23 protein-coding genes and 1 riboswitch are annotated in these 20,599 nt (G+C 67.6%); of the genes, 5 read left to right on the forward strand and 18 right to left on the reverse strand.

The window, feature by feature from the left end:
* Window positions 1–71: 71 nt before the first annotated feature.
* Window positions 72–785 (forward strand): hypothetical protein, encoded by a 714-nt coding sequence (locus CSW63_RS02870; RefSeq protein ID WP_082749404.1) that lies wholly within the window; start codon window positions 72–74, stop codon window positions 783–785.
* A gap of 114 nt (window positions 786–899) precedes the next feature.
* On the forward strand, window positions 900–1,220 hold the full coding sequence (sugE, locus tag CSW63_RS02875) for a quaternary ammonium compound efflux SMR transporter SugE (RefSeq protein ID WP_062094904.1): 321 nt from the start codon (window positions 900–902) through the stop codon (window positions 1,218–1,220).
* A 9-nt stretch (window positions 1,221–1,229) separates the two neighbouring features.
* On the opposite strand, the gene CSW63_RS02880 is transcribed toward sugE, so the two are convergent.
* Genes CSW63_RS02880 through CSW63_RS02895 form a run of 4 tightly spaced genes read right to left on the reverse strand, consistent with a single transcriptional unit; the run spans window position 1,230 to window position 5,109 of the window.
* A complete protein-coding gene (locus CSW63_RS02880; RefSeq protein WP_062094905.1) occupies window positions 1,230–1,979 on the reverse strand; it encodes an alpha/beta fold hydrolase in 750 nt (249 codons plus the stop codon).
* 51 nt (window positions 1,980–2,030) lie between these two features.
* Entirely contained in the window at window positions 2,031–3,383 is a 1,353-nt protein-coding gene (locus CSW63_RS02885; protein ID WP_099502878.1) for an alpha/beta hydrolase, read from the reverse strand.
* Between the two features lie 30 nt (window positions 3,384–3,413).
* Window positions 3,414–3,902, reverse strand: coding sequence for an RNA pyrophosphohydrolase (locus CSW63_RS02890; RefSeq protein ID WP_062094909.1), 489 nt, complete (start codon window positions 3,900–3,902; stop codon window positions 3,414–3,416).
* 22 nt (window positions 3,903–3,924) lie between these two features.
* Window positions 3,925–5,109, reverse strand: a complete 1,185-nt coding sequence (locus tag CSW63_RS02895) for a divergent polysaccharide deacetylase family protein (protein ID WP_062094910.1) — start codon at window positions 5,107–5,109, stop codon at window positions 3,925–3,927.
* Between the two features lie 195 nt (window positions 5,110–5,304).
* Window positions 5,305–5,394: riboswitch (glycine riboswitch) on the forward strand.
* A 372-nt stretch (window positions 5,395–5,766) separates the two neighbouring features.
* Here CSW63_RS02895 and CSW63_RS02900 point away from each other — a divergent pair.
* The gene (locus CSW63_RS02900) at window positions 5,767–8,169 is read left to right on the forward strand and encodes a TonB-dependent receptor (protein WP_062094912.1); all 2,403 of its coding nucleotides are present in this window, start codon (window positions 5,767–5,769) and stop codon (window positions 8,167–8,169) included.
* Window positions 8,170–8,251: 82 nt separating this feature from the next.
* Here the strand turns inward: CSW63_RS02900 and CSW63_RS02905 are convergent, their stop codons facing one another.
* From CSW63_RS02905 to CSW63_RS02930, 6 genes are all read right to left on the reverse strand, one after another.
* Window positions 8,252–9,646: a S41 family peptidase gene (locus CSW63_RS02905; RefSeq protein WP_062094914.1), complete on the reverse strand. Its 1,395-nt coding sequence runs from the start codon at window positions 9,644–9,646 to the stop codon at window positions 8,252–8,254.
* Between the two features lie 113 nt (window positions 9,647–9,759).
* The gene (locus CSW63_RS02910) at window positions 9,760–10,815 is read right to left on the reverse strand and encodes a murein hydrolase activator EnvC (RefSeq protein WP_062094916.1); all 1,056 of its coding nucleotides are present in this window, start codon (window positions 10,813–10,815) and stop codon (window positions 9,760–9,762) included.
* Window positions 10,816–10,831: 16 nt separating this feature from the next.
* A complete protein-coding gene (gene rlmH / locus CSW63_RS02915; RefSeq protein WP_062094918.1) occupies window positions 10,832–11,296 on the reverse strand; it encodes a 23S rRNA (pseudouridine(1915)-N(3))-methyltransferase RlmH in 465 nt (154 codons plus the stop codon).
* A 116-nt stretch (window positions 11,297–11,412) separates the two neighbouring features.
* Window positions 11,413–11,844 carry a ribosome silencing factor gene (rsfS, locus tag CSW63_RS02920; RefSeq protein ID WP_168193729.1) on the reverse strand — a complete coding sequence of 144 codons (432 nt, stop codon included), beginning with the start codon at window positions 11,842–11,844 and terminating at the stop codon, window positions 11,413–11,415.
* 120 nt (window positions 11,845–11,964) lie between these two features.
* Entirely contained in the window at window positions 11,965–12,615 is a 651-nt protein-coding gene (locus CSW63_RS02925) for a nicotinate-nucleotide adenylyltransferase (RefSeq protein WP_062094920.1), read from the reverse strand.
* A complete protein-coding gene (locus CSW63_RS02930) occupies window positions 12,581–13,855 on the reverse strand; it encodes a glutamate-5-semialdehyde dehydrogenase (protein WP_062094921.1) in 1,275 nt (424 codons plus the stop codon). Before CSW63_RS02930 ends, CSW63_RS02925 begins: the two co-directional genes overlap by 35 nt.
* 177 nt (window positions 13,856–14,032) lie before the next feature.
* On the opposite strand from CSW63_RS02930, the gene CSW63_RS02935 reads away from it, so the two are divergent.
* A complete protein-coding gene (locus tag CSW63_RS02935; RefSeq protein WP_062094923.1) occupies window positions 14,033–14,248 on the forward strand; it encodes a DUF4287 domain-containing protein in 216 nt (71 codons plus the stop codon).
* Between the two features lie 4 nt (window positions 14,249–14,252).
* On the opposite strand, the gene CSW63_RS02940 is transcribed toward CSW63_RS02935, so the two are convergent.
* The 5 genes from CSW63_RS02940 to CSW63_RS02960 all read right to left on the reverse strand — a co-directional run bounded on the left by CSW63_RS02940 (window position 14,253) and on the right by CSW63_RS02960 (window position 17,521).
* Window positions 14,253–14,516 (reverse strand): hypothetical protein, encoded by a 264-nt coding sequence (locus tag CSW63_RS02940; RefSeq protein WP_062094925.1) that lies wholly within the window; start codon window positions 14,514–14,516, stop codon window positions 14,253–14,255.
* A 110-nt stretch (window positions 14,517–14,626) separates the two neighbouring features.
* Window positions 14,627–15,571 (reverse strand): DUF6624 domain-containing protein, encoded by a 945-nt coding sequence (locus CSW63_RS02945; protein WP_127846927.1) that lies wholly within the window; start codon window positions 15,569–15,571, stop codon window positions 14,627–14,629.
* A gap of 74 nt (window positions 15,572–15,645) precedes the next feature.
* Window positions 15,646–16,485, reverse strand: coding sequence for an aldo/keto reductase (locus CSW63_RS02950; protein WP_062094928.1), 840 nt, complete (start codon window positions 16,483–16,485; stop codon window positions 15,646–15,648).
* Between the two features lie 20 nt (window positions 16,486–16,505).
* Window positions 16,506–17,162, reverse strand: a complete 657-nt coding sequence (locus CSW63_RS02955; RefSeq protein ID WP_062094930.1) for a Pr6Pr family membrane protein — start codon at window positions 17,160–17,162, stop codon at window positions 16,506–16,508.
* The gene (locus tag CSW63_RS02960; RefSeq protein WP_062094932.1) at window positions 17,159–17,521 is read right to left on the reverse strand and encodes an MmcQ/YjbR family DNA-binding protein; all 363 of its coding nucleotides are present in this window, start codon (window positions 17,519–17,521) and stop codon (window positions 17,159–17,161) included. Before CSW63_RS02960 ends, CSW63_RS02955 begins: the two co-directional genes overlap by 4 nt.
* A 29-nt stretch (window positions 17,522–17,550) precedes the next feature.
* On the opposite strand from CSW63_RS02960, the gene CSW63_RS02965 reads away from it, so the two are divergent.
* On the forward strand, window positions 17,551–18,411 hold the full coding sequence (locus tag CSW63_RS02965; RefSeq protein WP_062094934.1) for an NAD(P)-dependent oxidoreductase: 861 nt from the start codon (window positions 17,551–17,553) through the stop codon (window positions 18,409–18,411).
* 21 nt (window positions 18,412–18,432) lie between these two features.
* On the opposite strand, the gene CSW63_RS02970 is transcribed toward CSW63_RS02965, so the two are convergent.
* Genes CSW63_RS02970 through CSW63_RS02980 form a run of 3 tightly spaced genes read right to left on the reverse strand, consistent with a single transcriptional unit; the run spans window position 18,433 to window position 20,462 of the window.
* Complete coding sequence (locus CSW63_RS02970; protein ID WP_062095006.1) at window positions 18,433–18,786, reverse strand: VOC family protein; 354 nt, start codon at window positions 18,784–18,786, stop codon at window positions 18,433–18,435.
* Window positions 18,787–18,829: 43 nt separating this feature from the next.
* Window positions 18,830–19,489, reverse strand: a complete 660-nt coding sequence (locus CSW63_RS02975; protein WP_062094936.1) for a methyltransferase — start codon at window positions 19,487–19,489, stop codon at window positions 18,830–18,832.
* A gap of 25 nt (window positions 19,490–19,514) precedes the next feature.
* The gene (locus CSW63_RS02980; RefSeq protein ID WP_062094938.1) at window positions 19,515–20,462 is read right to left on the reverse strand and encodes a fatty acid desaturase family protein; all 948 of its coding nucleotides are present in this window, start codon (window positions 20,460–20,462) and stop codon (window positions 19,515–19,517) included.
* Window positions 20,463–20,599: the final 137 nt, after the last annotated feature.

Here is a 20,599-nt window from a genome sequence, read left to right on the forward strand (position 1 = left end):
CCGTGCCCATAAGGGTTGCGAGGGACCGTCCGTCGGTTTTAATGCCGACCTCTCGTCTTGTTGGGGATACCTTGCCTATGCGCCTTGCGCTCGTCAGCCTGATCGCCCTCGGCGCGGTCGCTTCCACCGCCGCCGCTCAGGATCAAACCACCGCGCCGGCTCCGGCCGCTGCGCCCGCTCAGGCTCCTGCCGCCCAGGCGGCGCCCACCGATCAAGCCGCTCCGGCCGCTCCCGCTGACCAGGCCGCGCCGCCCGTCGCCGCGCCCGCCGCGCCCGCCGCCGACGCCTATGTCGCCCCCGTGCGCGGTCCGCGCACTACCGACCCCTTCACCGTCCGCCTGCTCGACGTGCTGGACCGCATCTGCAAGCCGCAGGTCTCCGGCGGCGATTTCGCGCAGCTGGTCAAGGACTACGGCTTCAAGAAGAAGAAGGAGCAGTGGGTCCTGGCGCTCGAGAAGCCCTTCAACATCACCCTGGATAACCCGGGTTCGAACAAGAACGTCTGCACCGTCACCATCGACTATTCGCAGGCCCCCGAGCAGGCTCAAGAGCTGGCCAATGGCCTGCACGATTGGGCGACGTGGGAAAACAGCCCGCAGCTGCGTCTGATCCGCAACGACCAGACCGTCGGCAGCGACTATCGCCGCTTCACCGTGTCGTGGGACGACGCCTGGGCCGGCGGCCGCGCGGGTCTGGTCTATATGCGCCTGAAGAAGCTGGACGAGACCTCGGTCGGCAAGAACTTCGAACGGGCTCAAATCCTGTACAGCACGACCAGCCGCTAAGGCCGGTTGCCGCTCCTGCCAGGCGGTCCTATCTAGAAAAGGCGCGGGGACGACCCCGCGCCTTTTTGCTTTGTCCGGGGACGACCCCGCCTTTTTGGACAGAAAGGGCTCGTCGTGGCCTGGATTATTCTCTTCATCGCCGGCCTTTTCGAAGTGGGCTGGGCCGTGGGCCTGAAGTTCACCGAGGGTTTCACGCGGCCGATCCCGATCGTGCTGACGGCGATCAGTCTGGTGCTGTCGATGGGGCTTCTGGGCTGGGCGGTGAAGAGCCTGCCGCTGGGCACCGCCTATGCGGTGTGGACCGGGATCGGGGCGGTCGGTACGGCTATCGTCGGGATCGTGGTGTTCAAGGAGCCGGCCACCGCCGCCCGGCTGGTCTGCTTTGGCCTGATTGTCGCCGGGATCCTCGGACTGAAACTGTTCAGTCCACAGTAGCCCGCAAGCTCAGGCGGCCACGCGCCCTTCGGCGGCGATGAAGTCGAGGCACCGCGACGCCACCGCCTCCCAACCCGGTTCGCCCGGTAGCCAGTGGCTCATTTCGGCGAAGACCTCGACCTGGCCGCCTAGGCGCGCGGCCGTCTGGCGAACCGTGGCCGGCGGATGGATCACATCCTTGCCCCCCGCGATGGCCAGCACCGGACAGGCCGGGGCGCGCACATTGGTGGTCATGAACGGGTCCAGCCACCAGTTCAGTGTCTCCCACAGGGCGCGGCCGCTTTCGGCTGTCATTCGCGCGAAGATCGCCTTGCGGTCGGCGCGTTCCAGGCGGTCGACGCTGTAGCGGCGCACCACGCCATAGTCCGGGGCGATGGCCTGCATCCAGTAGGGACCCAGGGCGTAGAGGCTGACCGCAGAAACAGCCTCTTCCAGGCTGGCGCCCGAAACACCCCAGGGCGCGGATGGCGCCAGCAGGATCAGCTTGGAGACGGGCGCGCGCGCCGCCGCCATCTGGACGACCAGGCCGCCCATCGAGTGACCGATCAGAATCGGCGGGGCTTCGCAGGTTTCTATGAGCCGGCTGATCTGGCGGGCATAGTCGGACATCGAGACACCGGCGGCGCTGCTGACGCCGTCGTGGCCGATCAGGTCGGGCGTCAACACGCGATGCCCCGCCGCCTCGAACGGCGCGCGGAACCCATCGAACGTCCACCCGCCGCAGAAGGCGCCGTGGACCATGATCACCGGTGCGCGCATGAACGCCCCTAATCCCCCGCCGACGACACTGCCGGCGGGGTCAGCCTACACTTACTTCTTGGCTTTGGGCGAGGATTTGGCCGGCGCCTTTGTCGCAGGCGCCTTGGCGGCCTTCGGCGCGGCAGGGGCCTTGGCGGCCGGAGCGGCCTTGGCCGCAGCCTTGACCGCCGGCTTCGGGGCCGCCGCCTTGGGAGCGGCGGCCTTCTTCGCCGCCGGCGCCTTTTCGGCCGCAGGCTTGGCCGCCGCCTTCGGCTTGGCTTCGGGCTTGGGCTTTGCGGCGGCAGCGGGCTTGGCCGGGGCCTTGGCGGGAGCCTTAGCCGGCGCTTTGGCCTTGGTCGGGGCCTTGGCGGCAGGCTCGGCGGCCGGCGCCGCCTTGGCTTTCGGCGCGGCCGTCTTGGCGGCGGGAGCCTTGGCCGGGGGCTTGGGCTTGGCTTCGGCCTTCGGCTTGGCCGCAGCCTTCGGCGCAGCGGCCTTCTTCGCGGCCGGGGCGGGGGCGGGCTCAGCGGCCTTTACGGGCTCGGGCGGCGGGGCGGCGGCCTCTACAGGCGCCGGCTCGGGCGTCTTGGCTGGTTCAGGGGCCGGTTCGGGCGCGGCCTTGGGAGCCGGTGCGGCCGGTGCGGCAGGCGTCTGGTTCTTGCCCCGCAGCCAGGCGATCACGTCATCGAGGATCTTCATCGTGTTCGGCTCGTCTATGAGATAGTGGGCGTTGTTGGGATAGATCTTGATATCGGCGCTGGCGTACTTGCGGCCGATCCGCTGGACGTCGTCCAGCGGCGTGGTGCGGTCCAGCGCTCCTGCCAGCACGAGGATCGGAACCGTCACCTTAGCGGCGTCAACGTGCGCGGCCTTGTTCGGATCCTTGTCCGGCCAGGCCAGATCGGCCAGCACCTGGCCGCTGTCATGCACCATGGTGGCGTAGAGGGCGTCGTGACGGCTGGCCGGCACCGCGTTCATCACGCCGAACTTGAAGCCCGGCTTCCACATCTTGCCCGCCTTGGTCTCGGGCTTGGGCTGCAGGGCCATGTTCAGGAAGGTGAAGACGGGGGAGAGCTTCGGCTTGCCGCGCGCGTCCGCCGGCGAGGCGGGGGCGAACAGAACCAGCGCCGAGGCGTGGCCGGCCTCCGCGATCTTCTGGGCGATCAGGCCGCCCATTGAGTGGCCAAAGACCAGCGGCTTCTTGCCCGTCTCCTTGGCCAGGGTCTGGGCCAGGGCGCTCATCTCGGCGACGTAGTCGGCCAGGGTCAGGCCCGCCAGGCCCGCGCGCGGGCCGTCGACCGTCCGCACGGCCGAGCGAATGGTCGGCGCTTCGACGCGATAGCCCTCGGCCTTCAGTCGCTCGGCGACCGGTCCCCAGACGTCGCCCGCGCAGCCGTAGCCGTGAATCAACAGAACCGTGTCCGCCATCCAACTCTCCCCTTCGCGGCGGCGGACAGCTCAGGCCCCGCCCGCGAACCCCTGGAACGCGGCGACCACCGCTTCGTAGACTCCGCGCTTGAAGGGTACGATCAGTTCGGGCGTTTCGTCGAGCCTGCCCCATCGCCAGGCGTCGAACTCGATGTGTTCGTCTGCTTCCAGATCGATTTCCGACTCCTCGCCGACAAAGCGATAGGCGAACCAGACCTGTTTCTGGCCCCGCCAGCCGCGCGTGTGCTTCGGATTGGCCAGAACCTCGGGCGGGAAGTCGTAGGTGATCCAGCCCTGAGTGCGGCCCAGAAGCTCCACTGAGGTAACGCCCGTTTCCTCGGCGAGTTCGCGGCGGGCTGCGGCTTCCAGGTCCTCGCCGTCGTCCACGCCGCCTTGCGGAAACTGCCAGTTATAGGGCGGGGCCTGCCGATGACGGCGACCCAGCCACACGCGACCGTCCGGATGGAACAGGACGACGCCGACGTTCGGGCGGTGTTGGGGATGGTCAAGCTCGGTCATGCCGAGGCTTATCTCAGGGCGCTCAACGCTGCGCCAGGGCCGATGCGGGAGCTAGCTGAATCCCTCGCGCCTGCAGGCCGGCCGCCCAGGCGCGAACCTGGCTGATGGTCACCGGATAGGCGAAGCCCGAGCCCAGCGACTGTCCCCGCGCCGCCGCGCCGTTCTCCAGGGCGCGCAACTGGGCGTCGATGGCGCTGGCTGAGAGCTCGTCGTCGATCACCCGGTCGGCCGAGGCGCGCGGGATCGGACCCGCGCGGCGCGCGGCCAGGCCATCGTCGATGAAGGCCAAGCCCCGCGCCTTCAAGACGCCATTGAAGGTGTTCATCGCCTGGTCGTTGTCGACGAAGCGCGCGCCCAGATAGTTGGAAAGGCCAAAATAGCCGGTGGCGCGCGACATCAGCCACTCCAGCTTGCGGACGGTGTCTTCGGGCCGGTTCGCGGCGATCAGGGTGTAGGGCCCCGGATCGTTGGCCGGATAGTCGGCCGGCTCCATCGGCGTCTCCAGCAGCACCTCGTGGCCGTGCGCGCGGGCCAGGTCGATCCAGCCTTGCAGGCCCTCGGCGTAGGGCGCGAAGGAAAGGGTGATCTCGCCCGGCAGGGTTTCGATCGCGGCGCGGGTGGTCTGGGCGTTCAGGCCCAGACCGCCGATGACGACCGACACCTTGGGCCGGCCGTTCGGCGTGAACGGGCGGGCATAGGCCTCGGCGGCCGTTCGGCCGTCTGCGGCGATGATCGGCAAGGGGGCTCCGCCCGGACCAGGCGCGGTCAGGCCGGCGATCGGCGCCTGCGGCAGGCCGGGGCCTTGCGGGATCGCAGGCGTGTTCTCCAGGCCCTCGGCGGCGGGGGGCTCGCCCTCGGCCTGCGCCATCAGGAGGCCAAAAGGCTTGGCCGAAAGACCCAGTTCGCCCGGGACCAGGCTGGCCTCGTGCGCGGGGTCGCCGCCTAGCGCTTCGCGCCAGCCTTCCGGAGCGTTCTTAGTGGCGCCGATCTTGGTCAGCTCCAGCCGAATCACCGGCGAGCCTGCGTGCGGATCGCTGGTGATCAGGACCAGCGTCGCCAGCGAGGAGAGAAACAGAAGCGCCGCGCCGCTGGCGCTGATGTAGGGGTTGCGGACCGCCGCCATGAACTTGGCGCGCAGGTCGTTGGGCGCGCCCGAAACGGGCGCGGCGGCGGCGTAGGCGGGCTTTCGTGAGAACGAGACGGCCATGACGCCCTGATCCTAGGGGCAAGCTTCGAAGATATGGTTAACGAGATGTGTCCGGCCGCGATCCGGGGCGCGACGCGGCGACGCGGGCGCCACTGAAATCAGCGTTTTCTGCAACGGACACAGGCGCACGATGGAATGTGTCGGAAAGTCGTCCCTGGGCGGATTGACGATGTACGCGCCGACTTTGTTCCCTGAAGGCCTCTCGCGGGAGAGACCGGGCCCCGGCCCGGCGCTGAAGGCGAAACCGCCCCGGAAACGCTCAAGCAAAAGGACCGCGCGAGGCGTTGAACGCTGGAAAGCAGGGCGCTTGCCGCTCTCGCCGAAGGAGCAAGGTGCGTCGACCGCAGCGTCGGCCGCCGAATCTCTCAGGCGCCAAGGACAGCGGGGGCAGAAGGCGTGTCGTTTCCGACCCGTCCAAGCCCCTGTGTGTGATCGCGGAAGACTAACCTCAAAAGCACACCAAATGACGCTTTCAAACGCGATCGCCCGATGGCTTTCGCGCTGCTTCTGTTCGATATACTTCAGTAAAACTGGCTATGACTGAAAATCAAACAGATGTTGTGCAAGGTTTTGACGCTGAGATTTAGTTGATACTATTTCCATGCTTGAGGGTTTACCTGGATTTTCCCCCTTGTGACGCTGAGCGGGTCAACATGATTGGGGATAGTCATGACCTCTCGCAAACCCACGCGCGACGCCGTCCGGCTCAAGGCGCTTCTTCTCGCGGCTTCCTTGTTGGGCGGTGCGACCAGCGCCTACGCCCAGCAGTCGGAGAAGCCCGCCGAACTGGAAACCGTCGTGGTGACCGGCAAGCGTCTGTCTGAGGCCAGCGTCGCCATCGGCACGGATCACGCGACGGCGACCGTTTCGATCACGCGCGAGGCCCTGCTGTCGGCCCCGGCCGGCATCACCGGCTTGAAGATGCTGGAGAGCCTGCCGGGCTTCAACGTCCAGGCCAACGATGCGCTGGGCATGTACGAGTTCGGCAACTCGGTGTCGGTGCGGGCCTTCAACTTCCAGCAGATCGGCTTCTTGCTCGACAACATCCCGATGGGGCGCAGCGATCAGTTCGGCGGCAGCCCGATCTATCGCTATGTCGACAACGAGAATCTGCTGCGGGTGACCGCTTCCGCCGGCGCGGGCGATGTCGCCCTGCCCAGCTATGCGTCGCTGGGTCCGATCGTCGACTACTTCACCCAGGCGCCGTCCGAAGAGGCCGGGGGCGCGATCAGCCAGACCTTCGGCAGCGACGACCTGCGCCGCACCTTCCTGCGGCTCGAGATGGGCAAGGTGGGGCCGCTCTCGGGCTATGTCAGCGGATCTTGGATCAAGGGCGACCTGTGGCGCGGCCCGGGCACGATCGACCGCAAGCATTACGAGGGCAAGCTGAAGTACGACCTCCCCAACGGCGGGGACATCACCTTCCAGACCGTCCACAACGACTATTTCGACTATGACAGCCCGTCGATCACCAAGGCGCAGTACGCCGGGACGGCCGGTGACGTCTTCGGGCGGAAGGGCCGTTATTTCGCCTATCTGGGCGTGGTGCCGACCTCGGTTCCGTTCGGAACGCCGCTGTCGATCCCGACGGGCAGCCTGCCCGAGGCTGCGGCCGGCGTGCCGTACTCCAACGCCAATTACGCCCAGTACTACAAGTTCGCGATCAATAAGCGGAAGGACCACCTGTATGGCCTGACGCTGAACACGCCGATCACCGACAATCTCGACCTGACCACGACGGCCTATTACGAAGACAAGGGCGGGTACGGGGTGTCGCCGGAGGCCTACGCCACCTCACTGGCCAGCCATAACGCCGAGCGCCTGATCGTGCCGGGCCTGTTCGCGCCCAAAGGCATCCAGTACGGCCTGTCGGGCATCGACGGGATCCGCCAGGGCGTAACCGCCAAGCTGGCCTGGCATGTCGGCTTCAATAAGATCGAGGCCGGCGTCTGGCTGGAGAACGACGACTATCATCGTACCCAGAACCGCTACAACGTCGAGAACGGCAACCCGGACGGCAAGCCGCTCTTCAACGAGCGCGTCCACGCCCAGCGTGACTATAAATCCCTACGGGAGACCACGCAGTTCTTCCTGAAGGACACCCTGACGCTGATGGATTCCAAGCTGAAGCTGGAACTTGGCTTCAAGGCGACTGACATCGATTACAAGATCTCGGGCTATCGCAATCCGAACGACTATATCAACAGCCGCCGCCCGCTGCTGAAGGACAACTGGAAGGACAGCTTCCTGCCCCAGGTGGGCGCGGTCTACAGCGTGACCGGCCGCGACCAGATCTTCGCCTCGTACTCGGAGAACATGGCCCTGCCGCGCGGCGCGGACGACATCTTCTCGGCCGCCAGCCCGACCGTCGCGGGGCCCGACCCCGAGACCTCGACCAACTGGGAGCTTGGCTATCGCGCCAACCACAAGACGTTCAACGCCTCGATCGTGGCCTATCAGACCGAGTTCAAGAACCGGCTCCAATCCTTCGCCTCGCCAGTGCCAGGCGGTGGCGGGATCACCGAGACCTTCTTCCAGAACGTCGGGGCGGTGAAGGCCAAGGGCGTCGAGTTCAGCGGCCAGTGGAAGCCCGAACTCCTTGCCGGCAAGGCGTACTTCAACGCCAACGTCTCCTACAACAGCGCCAAGTTCCAGGATGACGTCCTGAACTACCGCGCCAGCACCACGGCGGCGGCCACGACCCTGGCCATCGCCGGCAAGAAGGTGCCGGACTTCCCCGACTGGGTGATCCAGGGCGGTGTCACGGTCGAACCGTTCGACGGCCTGTTGATGAACGTCTCGGCCCGCCACCTGGAAAGCCGCTTCACAAACTTCATCAACAGCGAAAGCGTCGGCGGCTACACCATCGTCAACGCCTACATCGACATCGGCGACGGCTTCTCGGCCGGGCCGTTCAGCCAGATCAAGGCGCGGGTCAACATCGATAACCTGTTCGACAAGGACTATCTGGGCACCATCAACACGACGGTGAACACCGCCGCCAGCTTCCGTCCGGCGCCGCCCAGAACGGTGCAGTTCACGATCTCTGCTGACTTCTAGAATCCATCGCTGAGACAAAGAAAAACGCCGCCCCGGAAGCTCTGGGGCGGCGTTGATCGTTCAGGGCGCGGAGCCTGGCCGTTTACTTGGTCTCGGTCACCGGCGTCTTGCCGCCCGCCGCGGCGGCGGCCTTGGCCGTCACTTCGGCGACCTTGGCGGCGGGCTTGGGAAGCTTTGGCGTGTTGGCGACGCCCCCGGCCTGCAGCACGGCGATGGCGCGTTGCAGCTGGAAGTCGCCCTTCTTGTCGTCGAAGCCCGTTGGCGGCGCCTCGGCCGGCGTATGGGCGCCGACGCGCGCCTTGCCCTCGTCGGCGTTGAGCGCGTTCTTGAAGCTGGCTTCGCTGAACCAGACGCGATTGGCGATGTCCTGGGCCTGGTCGCGGGTCTGGGCGACTTCGAGATCTGGCGCGATGCCGGTCTTCTGGATCGAGCGGCCCGACGGGGTGAAGTACTTGGCCGTGGTCAGTTTCAGGGCGCCGTCGGCCCCGCCGCGCAGCGGGATCACGGTCTGCACCGAACCCTTGCCAAAGCTGGTCAGGCCGACCAGTTCGGCCCGCTTACGGTCCTGCAGCGCGCCCGCCACGATCTCCGCCGCCGAGGCCGAGCCCTGGTTGATCAGCACCACCATCGGCAGGCCGTTCAGCATGTCGCCGCCGCGCGCGTTGTAGCGCTGGATATTGCGGGCGTCGCGGCCGCGCTGGCTGACCACCTCGCCACCGTCCAGGAACACATCGGCCACGCCGACCGCCTGGTCGAGCAGGCCGCCCGGATTGTTGCGAAGATCCAGGATCAGGCCCTTCATCTTCGGGTTCTTGGTCTTCAGCTCGTTGATCGAGGCCACGAGCGCGTCGGTGGCCTTCTCGTTGAAGCCCGGCAAGCGGACATAGCCGTAGTCGCCTTCCATGCGGGCGATGGCGGCCTTGGGCTTGATGACTTCGCGGATCAGCTTGACGTCGAAGGGGTCGGTCTTGTCACGAGCGATCGTCAGGGTGACGGCCTCGCCGGCCGTGCCGCGCATCTGCTTGACGGCTTCATTCACCGTCAGGCCCAGCACGCTCTGGCCGTTGACGGCGGTGATGTAGTCGCCGGCCTGGATGCCCGCGCGCGACGCCGGGGTGCCGTCCATCGGCGAGATCACCTTGACCACGCCCTCTTCGCTGGTGACCTCCAGGCCCAGCCCGCCGTACTCGCCGCGGGTGGTGTCCTGCATGTCTTCATAGGCGTCGGGCGCCAGGTAGCCGGAGTGCGGGTCCAGGCTGGTCAGCATGCCGTCCAGGGCCGCCTCGATCAGCTTCTTGTCGTCGACCTCGGTGACATACTGGTCCTCGACGGTGCCCAGCACGTCGCCGAACAGCTCCAGCATCTTGTAGGTCTTAGCCTTGGGGGCGTTGTTCGCCTGGGCGATGGGGCTGATGTAGGCCATCGTTCCCGCGCCGAGGACGAAGGCCGAAACGCCGATGATCAGGTACTTGCGCATAAAGGCCCGGAAGGCTCCCTAGCGGCGCGCGGCGCCGCAACCCGTGTTTAGTCCCGACCAACCCTGTCAGTGACCGGAGGTATAATTACGGCCACAATTACTGAAAAAGTCGACTATCGCGACTCCTGTTTCAGCCAGCGCTCCGGATCGGCCGGCGCGCCGTTTTCCCGCACTTCCATATAGAGTTCCGGTTCGGAAGATGCATGGTCGGGCATCTTTCCGATGGGCGCGCCGGCCGCGACAGATTGTCCGGGTGCGGCGGTGACCTGGTCCAGGCCCGCCAGCACCACATGATAGGCGCCTTGGGCGCGCAGGATCAGCACTGCTCCCCAGCCGTTCAGCGCGCCGGCGTATTCGACGACCCCGGCGACCGGCGCGGCGATGGTCGCGCCCTTTTCGGGACGCAGCGTCAGGCCCGGCGACTTGCCGCCCACCGGCATTTCCTGTCCGAACCGGCGAACGATCGCCGCTTCGACGGGCGGCCGCAGCTTGAGCGGCCCGCTGGGCTCCACGCGGCCCAGCCCGTCGGTCAGCGCCCCGAGGGTCTTCAGTTCATTGGCCTGGGTCAGCGCCTCCTGGGCGTAGGCGCGTTCGAGCTCGGTCTTTTCGATGATGAGGCGCTCGATCTCGCCCTTGCGGTCGGCGACCACGCTTTCAGCGGTGAACAGTTCGGCCGACGCGGCCGCCGCCTCGCGACGCAAGGTTCCGATCGCCGTCGCCTGGCGGCCATAGGCGTCGGCGCGGGCCTTCAGATCCGGCGTCATGGCGCGGATCAGGATCGCCGCGCGCACCGCGTCGCGAGCGTCGCCGGGCGAGACGAGCAGGGCCGGCGGCGGATCGCGGCGGAACAGTTGCAGGGCGGAGAGGAGCAGCGACAGCCGCTGACGGTTGCGGCCCAGATCGGCCAGGATCGCCTTCTCCCGGGCGTTCAGCGCCTCCAGCCGGTCGCGCTTGGCGTCCACGTCGACGCCGGCGGCGATGCGGGCGTGGTCCAGGCGATCGAGCTCGGCGCGGAGGTCCTGGATCTCGCGGCGGATGTCGGCCGCATGCTGGCGGTCCTTGGCGCGTTGGGCCTCGAAGGCGGTGTCCGCGCGCTGCCAGCCGACCACGACCGTGGGAACGGTGAGGATCAGGGCGCAGACGGCGAGGGCGAGTCGCGAGCGGGACATCGCCGGAACTCTTGCCTCAATCGCGGTGATAGGGCGAGCCCGACAGGATGGTGGCGGCGCGATAGATCTGTTCGGCCAACATGGCGCGGGCCAGGGCGTGCGGCCAGGTCTGGACGCCAAAGGCCATGGTCTCGTTGGCGGCCGCCAGGATCGAAGGGTCAAGACCGTCGGCTCCACCGATCAGGAACACCACCCGGCGGTTTCCGTCATCGCGGAGTCGGGCCAGATGATCGGCGAAGGCGCGGCTTTTCCAGGCCTTGCCGTGCTCGTCGCACGCCACGACATAGGCGCCCTCCAGATGCGGGCGCAGCACCTCGGCCTCGGCGGCCTTGCCCGGCTTCTTGGCCTCGACCTCGAGAATGTCGACAGGGCCCAGGGCCAGGGCGCGGCCTGACGCGGTGGCGCGGGACGCATAGTCCAGAGCCAGTTGCGCCTCGACCATGCGGCCAAGCTTTCCAACGGTGAGGATGGTGATTTTCATCAAGGCAAGCGTGGCAGCCGAAGGTGGAAGCCGGTTTCGGCGCCCGCCACGCGCCAAGCAAAAGAGCAAGCTCAAGGCCGCCATCTCTTCTGGAGACAGCGGCCGAGCTCAAGAGATCAGTTCGCCGCCGTGCGGTGCGGGGCGTCGACCGCCCAGATCTTCTCGATGTTGTAGAAGCTGCGCACTTCGGGACGGAACAGGTGGACCACGACGTCACCGGCGTCGATCAGCACCCAGTCGCAATGCGGCAGGCCTTCAACCCGCGCCTTGCCGAAGCCGTTTTCCTTCAGGGCGCGCAGGATGTGGTCCGCCAGAGCGCCGACGTGACGGTGCGAACGGCCCGACGCCACGATCAGGCTGTCGGCGACCGAACTCTTGTCCGTCAGGTCGATGTGGACGATGTCCTGGGCCTTGTCGTCGTCAAGGCGGTCGAGGATGAGGCGCTCCAGCGCCTTCACGTCGAGAACCGGACTCAGGCCCGGGGATTCAGTCGAGGACTCGGCGCCGGCCGGGCCTTCGTGCGCACTTTGCGCGGGGTCGCTACGCAGCGGATTGCTCCTTATGGGGTCGCTGTGGATCGTCCTCATAGCATGGAATTGGGCGAAACGTGAGGGGGTGATGGCGGAACGGTGATTCGCAAGCCTTCAGCGGCGCACGCACAACGCGGCTCAACCCTTCTGCCGCGCCCGTAGCGCCGTCGAGGAGGCGAAGTTCAGCGGGCCCGTCAGATAGACCCAGGCCGGCGATTTGGCGTCCGGCAGCTTGGCGGCGGCGCTGGCGGGCCATCGGGCGAACGCGAAGCGGCGGGCGGCCGGCGAGGTTCGGGCCTTCAGCGCGATCCACGGGCGCGAGATCACCGCCACCGGCACTTCGCGCATGATCTGCGTCCAGCCCCGCCAGCGGTGGAAGGTGGCCAGGCTGTCGGCGCCCATGATCCAGACGAACTTCACGCCGGGGTAGCGGGCGCGCAGAACGCGCAGGGTGTCGATCGTGTACTGCGAGCCCAGTCGCGTCTCGGCGTCCGAGACGATCATCCCCGCCCCGCGCGCCCAGCGGCGGGCGTTGGCCATGCGCTCGGACAAGGGGCGGGTCTCGTGCGACGGCTTTAGCGGGTTCTGCGGCGACACCAGCCAGATCACGCGATCCAGCTCGAGACGACGCATGGCCGTCTCGGCCACGTGGGCGTGGCCCTCGTGCGCCGGATTGAAGCTGCCGCCGAACAGCCCGACACGCATCCCGGGCTCCAGGTGGAACCCCAGGCGCTGGGCGTTGGGCCGACCGGCCTCAGGGACGAGTCTGGCCGGTCCCGCGAACCACATATTTGAACGTCGTCAGTTGCTCGGCCCCAACCGGACCGCGGGCGTGAAGCTTGTCGGTGGCGATGCCGATCTCGGCCCCGAACCCGAATTCGCCGCCGTCGGCGAACTGGGTCGAGGCGTTGACCAGCACGATGGCGCTGTCGACCTCGGCGATGAAGGCCTCGGCCGCCGTCGGATCCTCGGTGATGATCGCGTCGGTGTGGCCTGAGCCGTAGGAGGCGATGTGCTGGGCCGCGCCGGCCACGCCGTCGACCACGGCGACGGCCAGGATCGGGGCCAGATACTCGGTGGTCCAGTCCTCGACGGTCGCCTTCTTCATGGTCGGCTCGATGGCGCGGGCGGCGGCGTCGCCGCGCAGCTCGCAACCGGCCTTGATCAGCGCGTCGGCGATCGGCGGCAGCAGCTTTTCGGCGGCGGCCTTGTCGATGAGCAGGGTCTCGGCCGAGCCGCAGACCGAAACGCGGCGCAACTTGGCGTTCACCACCACCTCGACGGCCTTCTTCAGGTCGGCGGCGGCGTGCACGAAGACGTGGTTCAGGCCTTCCAGGTGGCCCAACACCGGAGCGCGGGCCTCGGCCTGGACGCGGGCCACCAGGCTCTTGCCGCCGCGGGGGATGATGAGGTCGACGGTCTTGTCGAGCCCGGCCAGGATCATGCCGACGGCGGCCCGATCAGGCGTCTTCACCGCCTGGACGGCGGCGGCGGGGAGACCCGAGCTCTTCAGGCCGCGCTCGATGGCGGCGTGAATGGCCAGGTTGGAGTGGATGCACTCCGAGCCGCCGCGCAGGATCACCGCATTGCCCGAGCGCACGCACAGCGCCGCGGCGTCGGCGGTCACGTTGGGGCGGCTCTCGTAGATCATGGCGATGACGCCGATGGGGGTGCGCACGCGGGCGATGTCCAGGCCGTTGGGCCGGGTCCAGCGCGAGATGGCCACGCCGACCGGATCGGGAATGGCGGCCACGGCCTCGACTCCGGCGGCCACGCCCTCCAGGCGGGCGGCGTCCAGAGCCAGGCGGTCCAGCATCGGGCCCGAGACGCCATTGGCCTGCGCGCGCGCCAGATCCTTGGCGTTGGCGGCCAGGATCACGTCAGCGTCTTCGCGGATGGCGGCGGCCATGGCTTGGATGGCGGCGGTGCGCTGCTCTGGCGTGGCGAGACGAAGCGCGCGCGCGCCCTCGCGGGCCGTCCGGCCCATCCCCGCCATGATCGCCTGCAAGCTGGCGCCCGCGTCGTCCATCTCGTCCCCGTCCTGAAGGTTATGCTCAGGTTGAGCCTTACCTAAGCCCTTTCCGGAGCGGATGAAACCGGGTTCGTCTGAAAACGGAGGGAGTTTTGGTGACAGTCGGGGCCTGGCCATTGCCGACGGCGAGCGGCCGACGCATCAAGGGTTGGCTAGAACTGAGAGGCGCTTCTCATGTCCGACAACAAGGTGAAGGGCCCGGCGTCCTACTTACCGTCAATCGAGAAGACCTACGGCCAGCCGATCGCCCACTGGCAGAAGATCGTGCGCGACGCCTATCCGGCCAAGCACATGGATCTCGTCGCCGTGCTGAAGAGCGCATACGGTCTTGGCCACGGCCACGCCAATGCGATCGTAGCCTACACCTTGGCCGAGGACGGTCTGAAATAGCCGCCTATTTCGCGTAGACGACCCGGCACTCGCCCTCGACCGTGGTGTAGCGGCCGTTGGCGGCGTCGACGAACGAGATGCGGCCGCCTTCGTCATATTCGACCTTGCCGGTCGAGCGGCCGGCGAAGGTCTGGGTCCCGTACGACCAGCAGACGATGTCGGCCGGCTTGTCGCTCCACGTCGCCGCGCGCCGGGCTTGCTTGCTCTCGGTGCAGGCCGACAAAGCCGGAAGGGACAGGACGGCGAGAGCGACGACGAAGAGGCGCATGGGAATCCTTGGTGGTGGCTTGGTCGGCGATACCGCGAGGGTCTCCCGGTCGCGCGTTCTGAGAGCTTAGCATCGGCGCGGGCGAGGACCAGCGGTTCGCTGATCACGGCCTAGTCCTTCTGACAAGGCCCAAACCGGGCGTAGTAGGCTTCCAGCGTCTCCAGGCCCATGGCTGCGCGGCGAGCCTCCAGGCCTTGAGGATCCGCCACGGCAGGATGGGGTTCGCGTTGGCCGGCCCGACAGCGCGCTTGCGTCGCGTAAAGCTGGTTACGGCCCTCATTGGCCGCGAGGCGGTCATACAGGTAGGCGTAGTTGCGCTTGCTGGTCTCGTTCTGGTCCTTGAGGCGGGTCAGCAGGGCCAAGGCCTCGCGCTGGAAGACGGGATCATGGTCGGCGTGCTGGACCATCAGCCACGCGGCCCTGTCGGCGTCCGGGCCCTCTGCGGAGAGGGTGAACCAGCCGTTGGACCGGATCTCCGACTTCAGCCACTCGGCGTTGTCGCGCGCGATGACGCAGTAGCGATGCTTCGAGCGCAGAGCGATCCGTCGCTCCACCCCCGGCGCGCCATCTCCGGGCGCGGAGACGCTCAGGCCGGCCTGGTCGACCGCGACGCGCTCGATCACGGCGCGGGCGCGCGGCGTTCGCGCGGTTTGAGCCTGCTCCACGAAGGCCTGAACATTGCGGCTGACATAGCGGCCATCGATCTGCTCGCCGGCCAGGGCCTTGGCGCGCAGAGCCGCGCTGTCTTGCTCGAGCTGAGCGGCGGCCTCACGGTCGGCGCGCCAAGCGGCGGCGGAGTCGGCTTCCGCTGCGCTCTCGAGACCCAGAACGATCTCGAAGTCAGCCTCGGTGCGACAACCCTTGGCCTCGTCGTCTGCGATGATCGAAGCGGCCAGAGCCCGGACCTCCGCTGGGGTGCGGACCGCGCGAAGGCTCCAGTAGTCGAAAGTCCGTGCGGCCGCAGCGTCAGCGCGCAGCGCTGTGAGCGGCAACGGCGCCTGGAGGGCGCTGGCCAGCGCAAAGGCGACGACCACAGGTCCTGTTCCGAACGCCATCGCCAGCTCCGCCCCAAGGTCACTCAATTCGAGATTGTTCTCGAGGCGAGCGTCGCGTCAAGTTGAACGCGTGGTCACTCCGCGTCCCACTGGTACGCCTTGTCCAGCCAGTCGCCGAGCCGGCCGTCGGGACGGGCCAGGGCGTGAATGCGGGTCATCTCTTCTGCCGAAAGTTCAAAGTCGAGCACGTCGAAGTTCTCGGCGATCCGCGCCGGATTGCTGGTGCGCGGGATCGCGATGATGCCCTGCTGGATGATCCAGCGCAGGGTGACCTGGCCGGGCGTCTTGCCGTGGGCGCGGCCGATCTCGATCAGCACCGGGTCCTGGGCGACCTTGCCTTGGGCCAGCGGCGACCAGGCGGTGATCGAGACGCCCAGCTGGTCGGCCTTGGCCTTCAGGGTCTTTAGCGACAGATAGGGGTGGTACTCGACCTGGTCGGTGGCGATCGGCGCCTCCGACAGCCTGGCGGCTTCCTCCAGCTGGGCGGACGGGAAGTTCGACAGGCCGATCGCGCGGGTCCAGCCCTTGGCGCGGACCTCGTTCAGGGCTTTCAGGGTTTCGGCCAGCGGGACCTCGGGTTTCGGCCAATGCAGCAGCAGGAGGTCGACGTGGTCGACGCCCAGCTTCTCCAGGCTCTTTTCGGCCGAGCGCTGCAGATCGCCGTCGGCGAACTTGTCGATCCAGACCTTGGTGGTCAGGAAGATTTCGTCGCGCTTGACGCCGCTATTCTTGATCGCCGCGCCGACATCGCGCTCGTTGCCGTAGATCTGGGCGGTGTCGATGTGGCGGTACCCGATCTCCAGGGCCTTCTCGACCAGCGGGACAGCGGTCCCGTTCTCCAGCTGCCAGGTGCCAAAGCCCAGGGCGGGCATCAGGACATCGCCCGAGCGGACGGCGGGAACGAGCTTGGACATCGAAAACTCCGGAAAGAACGTCAGGCGGATATGGGCGCTGCGGCGCTGGGCGCCAACCGGGTTCGAACGCGCAGCAGGGCGATGAAGATCAAGGCGACCAACGCGAAGGCCACGCTCATCTCCACCATGGTCAGCAGCACCTTGGGGTAGCCGCGCTTGGCGACGTTCATGAACGGGTACGGATACCAGTTTGTCAGCGCGCCGTGGACCAGGGTCCAGACCCCGAAGAGGGCCGGGAAGGCCATGGCCTTGGCCGCCACGATCCAGCGCGTGGGGCCCTGGCCGCCGCGCATGGCCACGTCCAGCAGGAAGGCGATCGGGGTGATCGTGTGCAGGATCGTGTCGGAGACCTTGCGCAGCCCCTGCGGGTCCCACTGCCACGCCAGCATGGTGTGATAGACGACCGCGGTGATCGCCAGATAGGTCGCGATCGCCGCGCGCGGCCCGCTGCGCTCGGCCCAGGCGGCGAAGGCGCTGCGCGGCGCGGCCAGGGGTGCGGTCAGGGCGGCCGCAGCGAGCATGTTCGTCAGGATCGTGAAGTAGCTGAAGAACTCGACCGACTTCACCGCCGCCGACACCAGGGTCTCGTCATAGACCATCAGCCCGTACTGCAGGGTGGGGCCAAGGCAGGCGATCAGCGCGATCAGGATGCGCCAAAGGGCGAGCGGGCCTTTCATGGAGTCTCCGTCGGGTGGGTTTCGTCCCAGGCCTTGAGCACCGTCTTGGGCGCGGTGGCGCGCCACTGGCGCATCACCAGCCGCTCGACCGTGCCGGGATGGGCGCCCGCCAGGCGGACCAGGATGTAAGGATAATTCCGGAAGTGGTCGGTGAAGTGGAAGACGTCGGGCTCGGCCTCGACCAGCATGTCACGTTCGTCGAACGGCACGGCCGGACAGACCAGGCTCTCGCCGTCTTCGAAGAGGCGGGTCAGGAACTTGCCGTGCGCCTTCAGGCAGGGCCGGCCATAGGCCGTTCCATCCGCGACGCCTGGCAGCCGGAACGCAAAGGCGCGCACCTCGTCATAGGTCATGGGCAACCCCTCCCACGCGGGACTATAGGTGGCGAATGGACGCTGAGAACACCCTGAAGACGCCGGTGCTGGTGCTGGGCGCGACCAGCCTGATTGGGCGCCATCTGATGGCCCGTCTGAAAGAGGAAGGTCTCGACCCGATCGCCTTCAGCCGCCGCCCGCCGCCGGGCGACGCCTGCTGGGTCGGCGGCGACCTGAAGGACCCGGACCTCGCCGAGCGCCTGCCGGTAGCCACCACGGTGTTCTCCCTGTCGCCGATCTGGCTCCTGCCGTCCGCCTTGCGGGCGTTGGAGGCGCGCGGCATGGCGCGTCTGATCGCCTTCTCTTCGACCAGCCGGTTCACCAAGACCGACTCGCCGGTCGCGGCCGAACGCGCGGTGGCGGCGGCGCTGGCCGAGGCGGAACAGGCGATCGAGGCTTGGTGCGCGGCCAACGGGGTCGCCTGGACGATCCTGCGGCCCACCCTGATCTATGACGAGGGCCACGACGAGAACGTCAGTCGCATCGCCCGGCTGGTGCGGCGCTTTCATGTGATGCCGCTGTCGGGCGCAGGGGAGGGGCTGCGCCAGCCGGTCCATGCCGAAGACCTCGCCGCCGGGGCTCTGGCCGCTGCCCATGCGCCGGCCGCACAGAATCGAACCTACAACCTCGTCGGCGGCGAGACGGTCAGCTACCGCGTGATGGTCGACCGCGTGTTCGAGGGCTTGGGCAAGACGCCCCGCACCCTGCCGATGCCGACCTGGCTGTTTGGCCTGCTCATGCGCCTGGCCAAGCCGTTCTATCCCGGCGCCACGACGGCCATGGGGACCCGCATGGGCCAGGACCTGACCTTCGATTCGTCGGACGCGGCGCGGGACTTTGGCTGGAGCCCCCGCCGGTTCCATCCGCGCTTTTAGCCCCGCTGACCATGCGCGAGCCTACTCGACCCCCGTCGCGCTCCAGACGCCCAGCTCGTTGCCCGACGGGTCGGTGAAGTGAAAGCGACGCCCGCCCGGGAAGCTGAAGATCGGCGCGGTGATAACCCCGCCCGCAGCCGTGACCTTGTCGAGCATCGCCTCCAGGTCGTGGGCGTAGAGGATGACCAGCGGCCGGTCGCTGGACCCTTCCTGCGGCCTGGCGAAACCGCCATCGGTCCCCTGGCCCTCAAAGGCGACATAGTCGGGACCGTAGTCGGCGAAGCTCCAGCCGAAGGCGCCGGAATAGAACGCCTTGGTCGCCGGCAGATCGCCGCCGGGCCACTCGATGTAGTCGATCTTGCCGTCTTCGCGCATGGTGGCCTCCACCCGATTGTTCCTGAATTGTTCTAGTTCGCCGTCAGGGCAGAGTCCAGACGCTGGTGCGCTTGACGGCCATGTCCTCTAGCTCGCGGGTGGTCTCAACCTGGTACTCGGCTAGCTTCACCAGGTCGTCCTTGCGGAAGTAGGTGCGGCCCGGATCGCCGATCAGCACCGTCGAGCCCTGGGCGCGGCCGCGCCGCAACCAGTCCATCACCGCCTCGGCCATCGGCTTCTCGTAGCAGATGTCGCCGGCCAGCAGGACCTGCGCTTCCGGCGGCGGACCGCCAAGCAGATTGGCCTCGGTGAAGGCGACGGCGACGCCGTTGGCTTCGGCGTTCAGGGTGACGGCCGCCTCGCAGAAGACGTCGATGTCGTTGGCCAGCACGCTCGCGGCGCCGGCCTTCATCGCCGCGATGGCCACCAGGCCCGAGCCCGTGGCGAAGTCGAAGACGGTCTTGCCGGCCACGGTTTGGGGATGGTCGAGGATGTAGCGCGCCAGGGCCTGACCGCCGGCCCAGGCGAAGGCCCAGAAGGGCGGCGGCAGGCCGATCTCTTCGAGAGCCTCCTCGGTCAACTTCCACAGCGGGGTAACCTCGTCGGCCAGGTGCAGCGCCAGTTCGGGCGCATGTGGCGGCGACAGAAGCTGGGTGTTCTGGCGAATGAAGGCGCGGCGGCCCTCAAGGGTCTGGACGATCATGGGCGGGGTTAGAGCACGCCGCGCGTCAGGCGGCGACCGCCGGTTTGCTCGATGCGGCCTTCAATACGCTCAGATACCCTGGCGCGGTCAGCATGCCCTGGTTCAGGCCCTTCTTCTCCAGCACCCGGTGCGCCAACGGCAGGTTCCAGCAAGGGGTGTGCATGAACATGTGATGTTCGGCGTGGAAGTTGACGTAGTAGGGCGCAATCAGGGCGCGCTCGATCCAGTTGGCGTTCGTGGTGCGGGCGTGGCGGAACGGGTCGGGCTCGTCCTTGGCCACCAGGGCGTGCTCAGCGATGTTGCGCAGGCGCGTGACCAGCGGAAACCAGGTGGCCATGGGCACGATCCACAGCGCCAGCCACGCCCACCATAGGCCCATGGCCGAGAGCGCGACCAGGATGCCGAGATTCCACAGCAGGAACGGCGTTTGCCGCGCAATCTCGCCGGCGAAGATCGCGCCCTTGGGCGCATCGCCTTTCATCTTTCCGAGCAAAGGCCCGAAGCGCTGCTTGAAGAAGGTCTGGCCGGTCAGATCGCGGATCATCTTGCGGCGCAGCGAGCGCCGCGTGGTCGGGAAGGGCGCTGACAGGACCAGATCAGGATCCTCGGCCTGCTGGGCATATTTGTGATGGCTGAGGTGATAGGGGCGATAGCTGGCCAGCGAGGCGCCCACCGGCGCGGCGCACAGCCACTCGCCGATCCAGTCATTGACCTTGAGTTTGGGATGCAGCCCGCCGTGCGCGGCCTCGTGCATCAGGATCGCAAGGCCCAGCTGCCGCGCGCCGATCAACATGACGGCGAGGACGTAGGTGAGCGGGTTGGGGAACGCCACGAACAGCGCCCCGGCGGCGATGATCACGCCCCAGGCGTGGGCCACCATCCAGACGCCCCGCCAGGACGAGCGCGCGGAAATCCGCGTCCATTCCTCGGACGTGAACAGGTCCTGCGGTTTGACGCGTGGAGCGACGGCCATGGAACGATCATCGCACAGTCCGCCTGCGCTCGACAGCGTGACCTTGCGTCACCAGTTGGAGCCGCCCCAGACGCCATTTGGTGTGTCATCCCGGAAGCCTCGCAGAGGCTATCCGGGACCCAGGGGCGAGCGGCAAT

Source organism: Caulobacter sp. FWC26, assembly GCF_002742645.2.
Taxonomy (GTDB): Bacteria; Pseudomonadota; Alphaproteobacteria; order Caulobacterales; family Caulobacteraceae; genus Caulobacter.

Excerpts from the sequence above, each read along its gene's own strand:
- CSW63_RS02880 (WP_062094905.1), bottom strand. The coding sequence starts at position 1,979 with ATGCGCGCACCGGTGATCATGGTCCACGGCGCCTTCTGCGGCGGGTGG.
- CSW63_RS02885 (WP_099502878.1), bottom strand. The coding sequence starts at position 3,383 with ATGGCGGACACGGTTCTGTTGATTCACGGCTACGGCTGCGCGGGCGAC.
- CSW63_RS02890 (WP_062094909.1), bottom strand. The coding sequence starts at position 3,902 with ATGACCGAGCTTGACCATCCCCAACACCGCCCGAACGTCGGCGTCGTC.
- CSW63_RS02895 (WP_062094910.1), bottom strand. The coding sequence starts at position 5,109 with ATGGCCGTCTCGTTCTCACGAAAGCCCGCCTACGCCGCCGCCGCGCCC.
- CSW63_RS02905 (WP_062094914.1), bottom strand. The coding sequence starts at position 9,646 with ATGCGCAAGTACCTGATCATCGGCGTTTCGGCCTTCGTCCTCGGCGCG.
- CSW63_RS02910 (WP_062094916.1), bottom strand. The coding sequence starts at position 10,815 with ATGTCCCGCTCGCGACTCGCCCTCGCCGTCTGCGCCCTGATCCTCACC.
- rlmH (WP_062094918.1), bottom strand. The coding sequence starts at position 11,296 with ATGAAAATCACCATCCTCACCGTTGGAAAGCTTGGCCGCATGGTCGAG.
- CSW63_RS02925 (WP_062094920.1), bottom strand. The coding sequence starts at position 12,615 with ATGTGGTTCGCGGGACCGGCCAGACTCGTCCCTGAGGCCGGTCGGCCC.
- CSW63_RS02930 (WP_062094921.1), bottom strand. The coding sequence starts at position 13,855 with ATGGACGACGCGGGCGCCAGCTTGCAGGCGATCATGGCGGGGATGGGC.
- CSW63_RS02935 (WP_062094923.1), top strand. The coding sequence starts at position 14,033 with ATGTCCGACAACAAGGTGAAGGGCCCGGCGTCCTACTTACCGTCAATC.
- CSW63_RS02940 (WP_062094925.1), bottom strand. The coding sequence starts at position 14,516 with ATGCGCCTCTTCGTCGTCGCTCTCGCCGTCCTGTCCCTTCCGGCTTTG.
- CSW63_RS02945 (WP_127846927.1), bottom strand. The coding sequence starts at position 15,571 with ATGGCGTTCGGAACAGGACCTGTGGTCGTCGCCTTTGCGCTGGCCAGC.
- CSW63_RS02950 (WP_062094928.1), bottom strand. The coding sequence starts at position 16,485 with ATGTCCAAGCTCGTTCCCGCCGTCCGCTCGGGCGATGTCCTGATGCCC.
- CSW63_RS02955 (WP_062094930.1), bottom strand. The coding sequence starts at position 17,162 with ATGAAAGGCCCGCTCGCCCTTTGGCGCATCCTGATCGCGCTGATCGCC.
- CSW63_RS02965 (WP_062094934.1), top strand. The coding sequence starts at position 17,551 with ATGGACGCTGAGAACACCCTGAAGACGCCGGTGCTGGTGCTGGGCGCG.
- CSW63_RS02970 (WP_062095006.1), bottom strand. The coding sequence starts at position 18,786 with ATGCGCGAAGACGGCAAGATCGACTACATCGAGTGGCCCGGCGGCGAT.
- CSW63_RS02975 (WP_062094936.1), bottom strand. The coding sequence starts at position 19,489 with ATGATCGTCCAGACCCTTGAGGGCCGCCGCGCCTTCATTCGCCAGAAC.
- CSW63_RS02980 (WP_062094938.1), bottom strand. The coding sequence starts at position 20,462 with ATGGCCGTCGCTCCACGCGTCAAACCGCAGGACCTGTTCACGTCCGAG.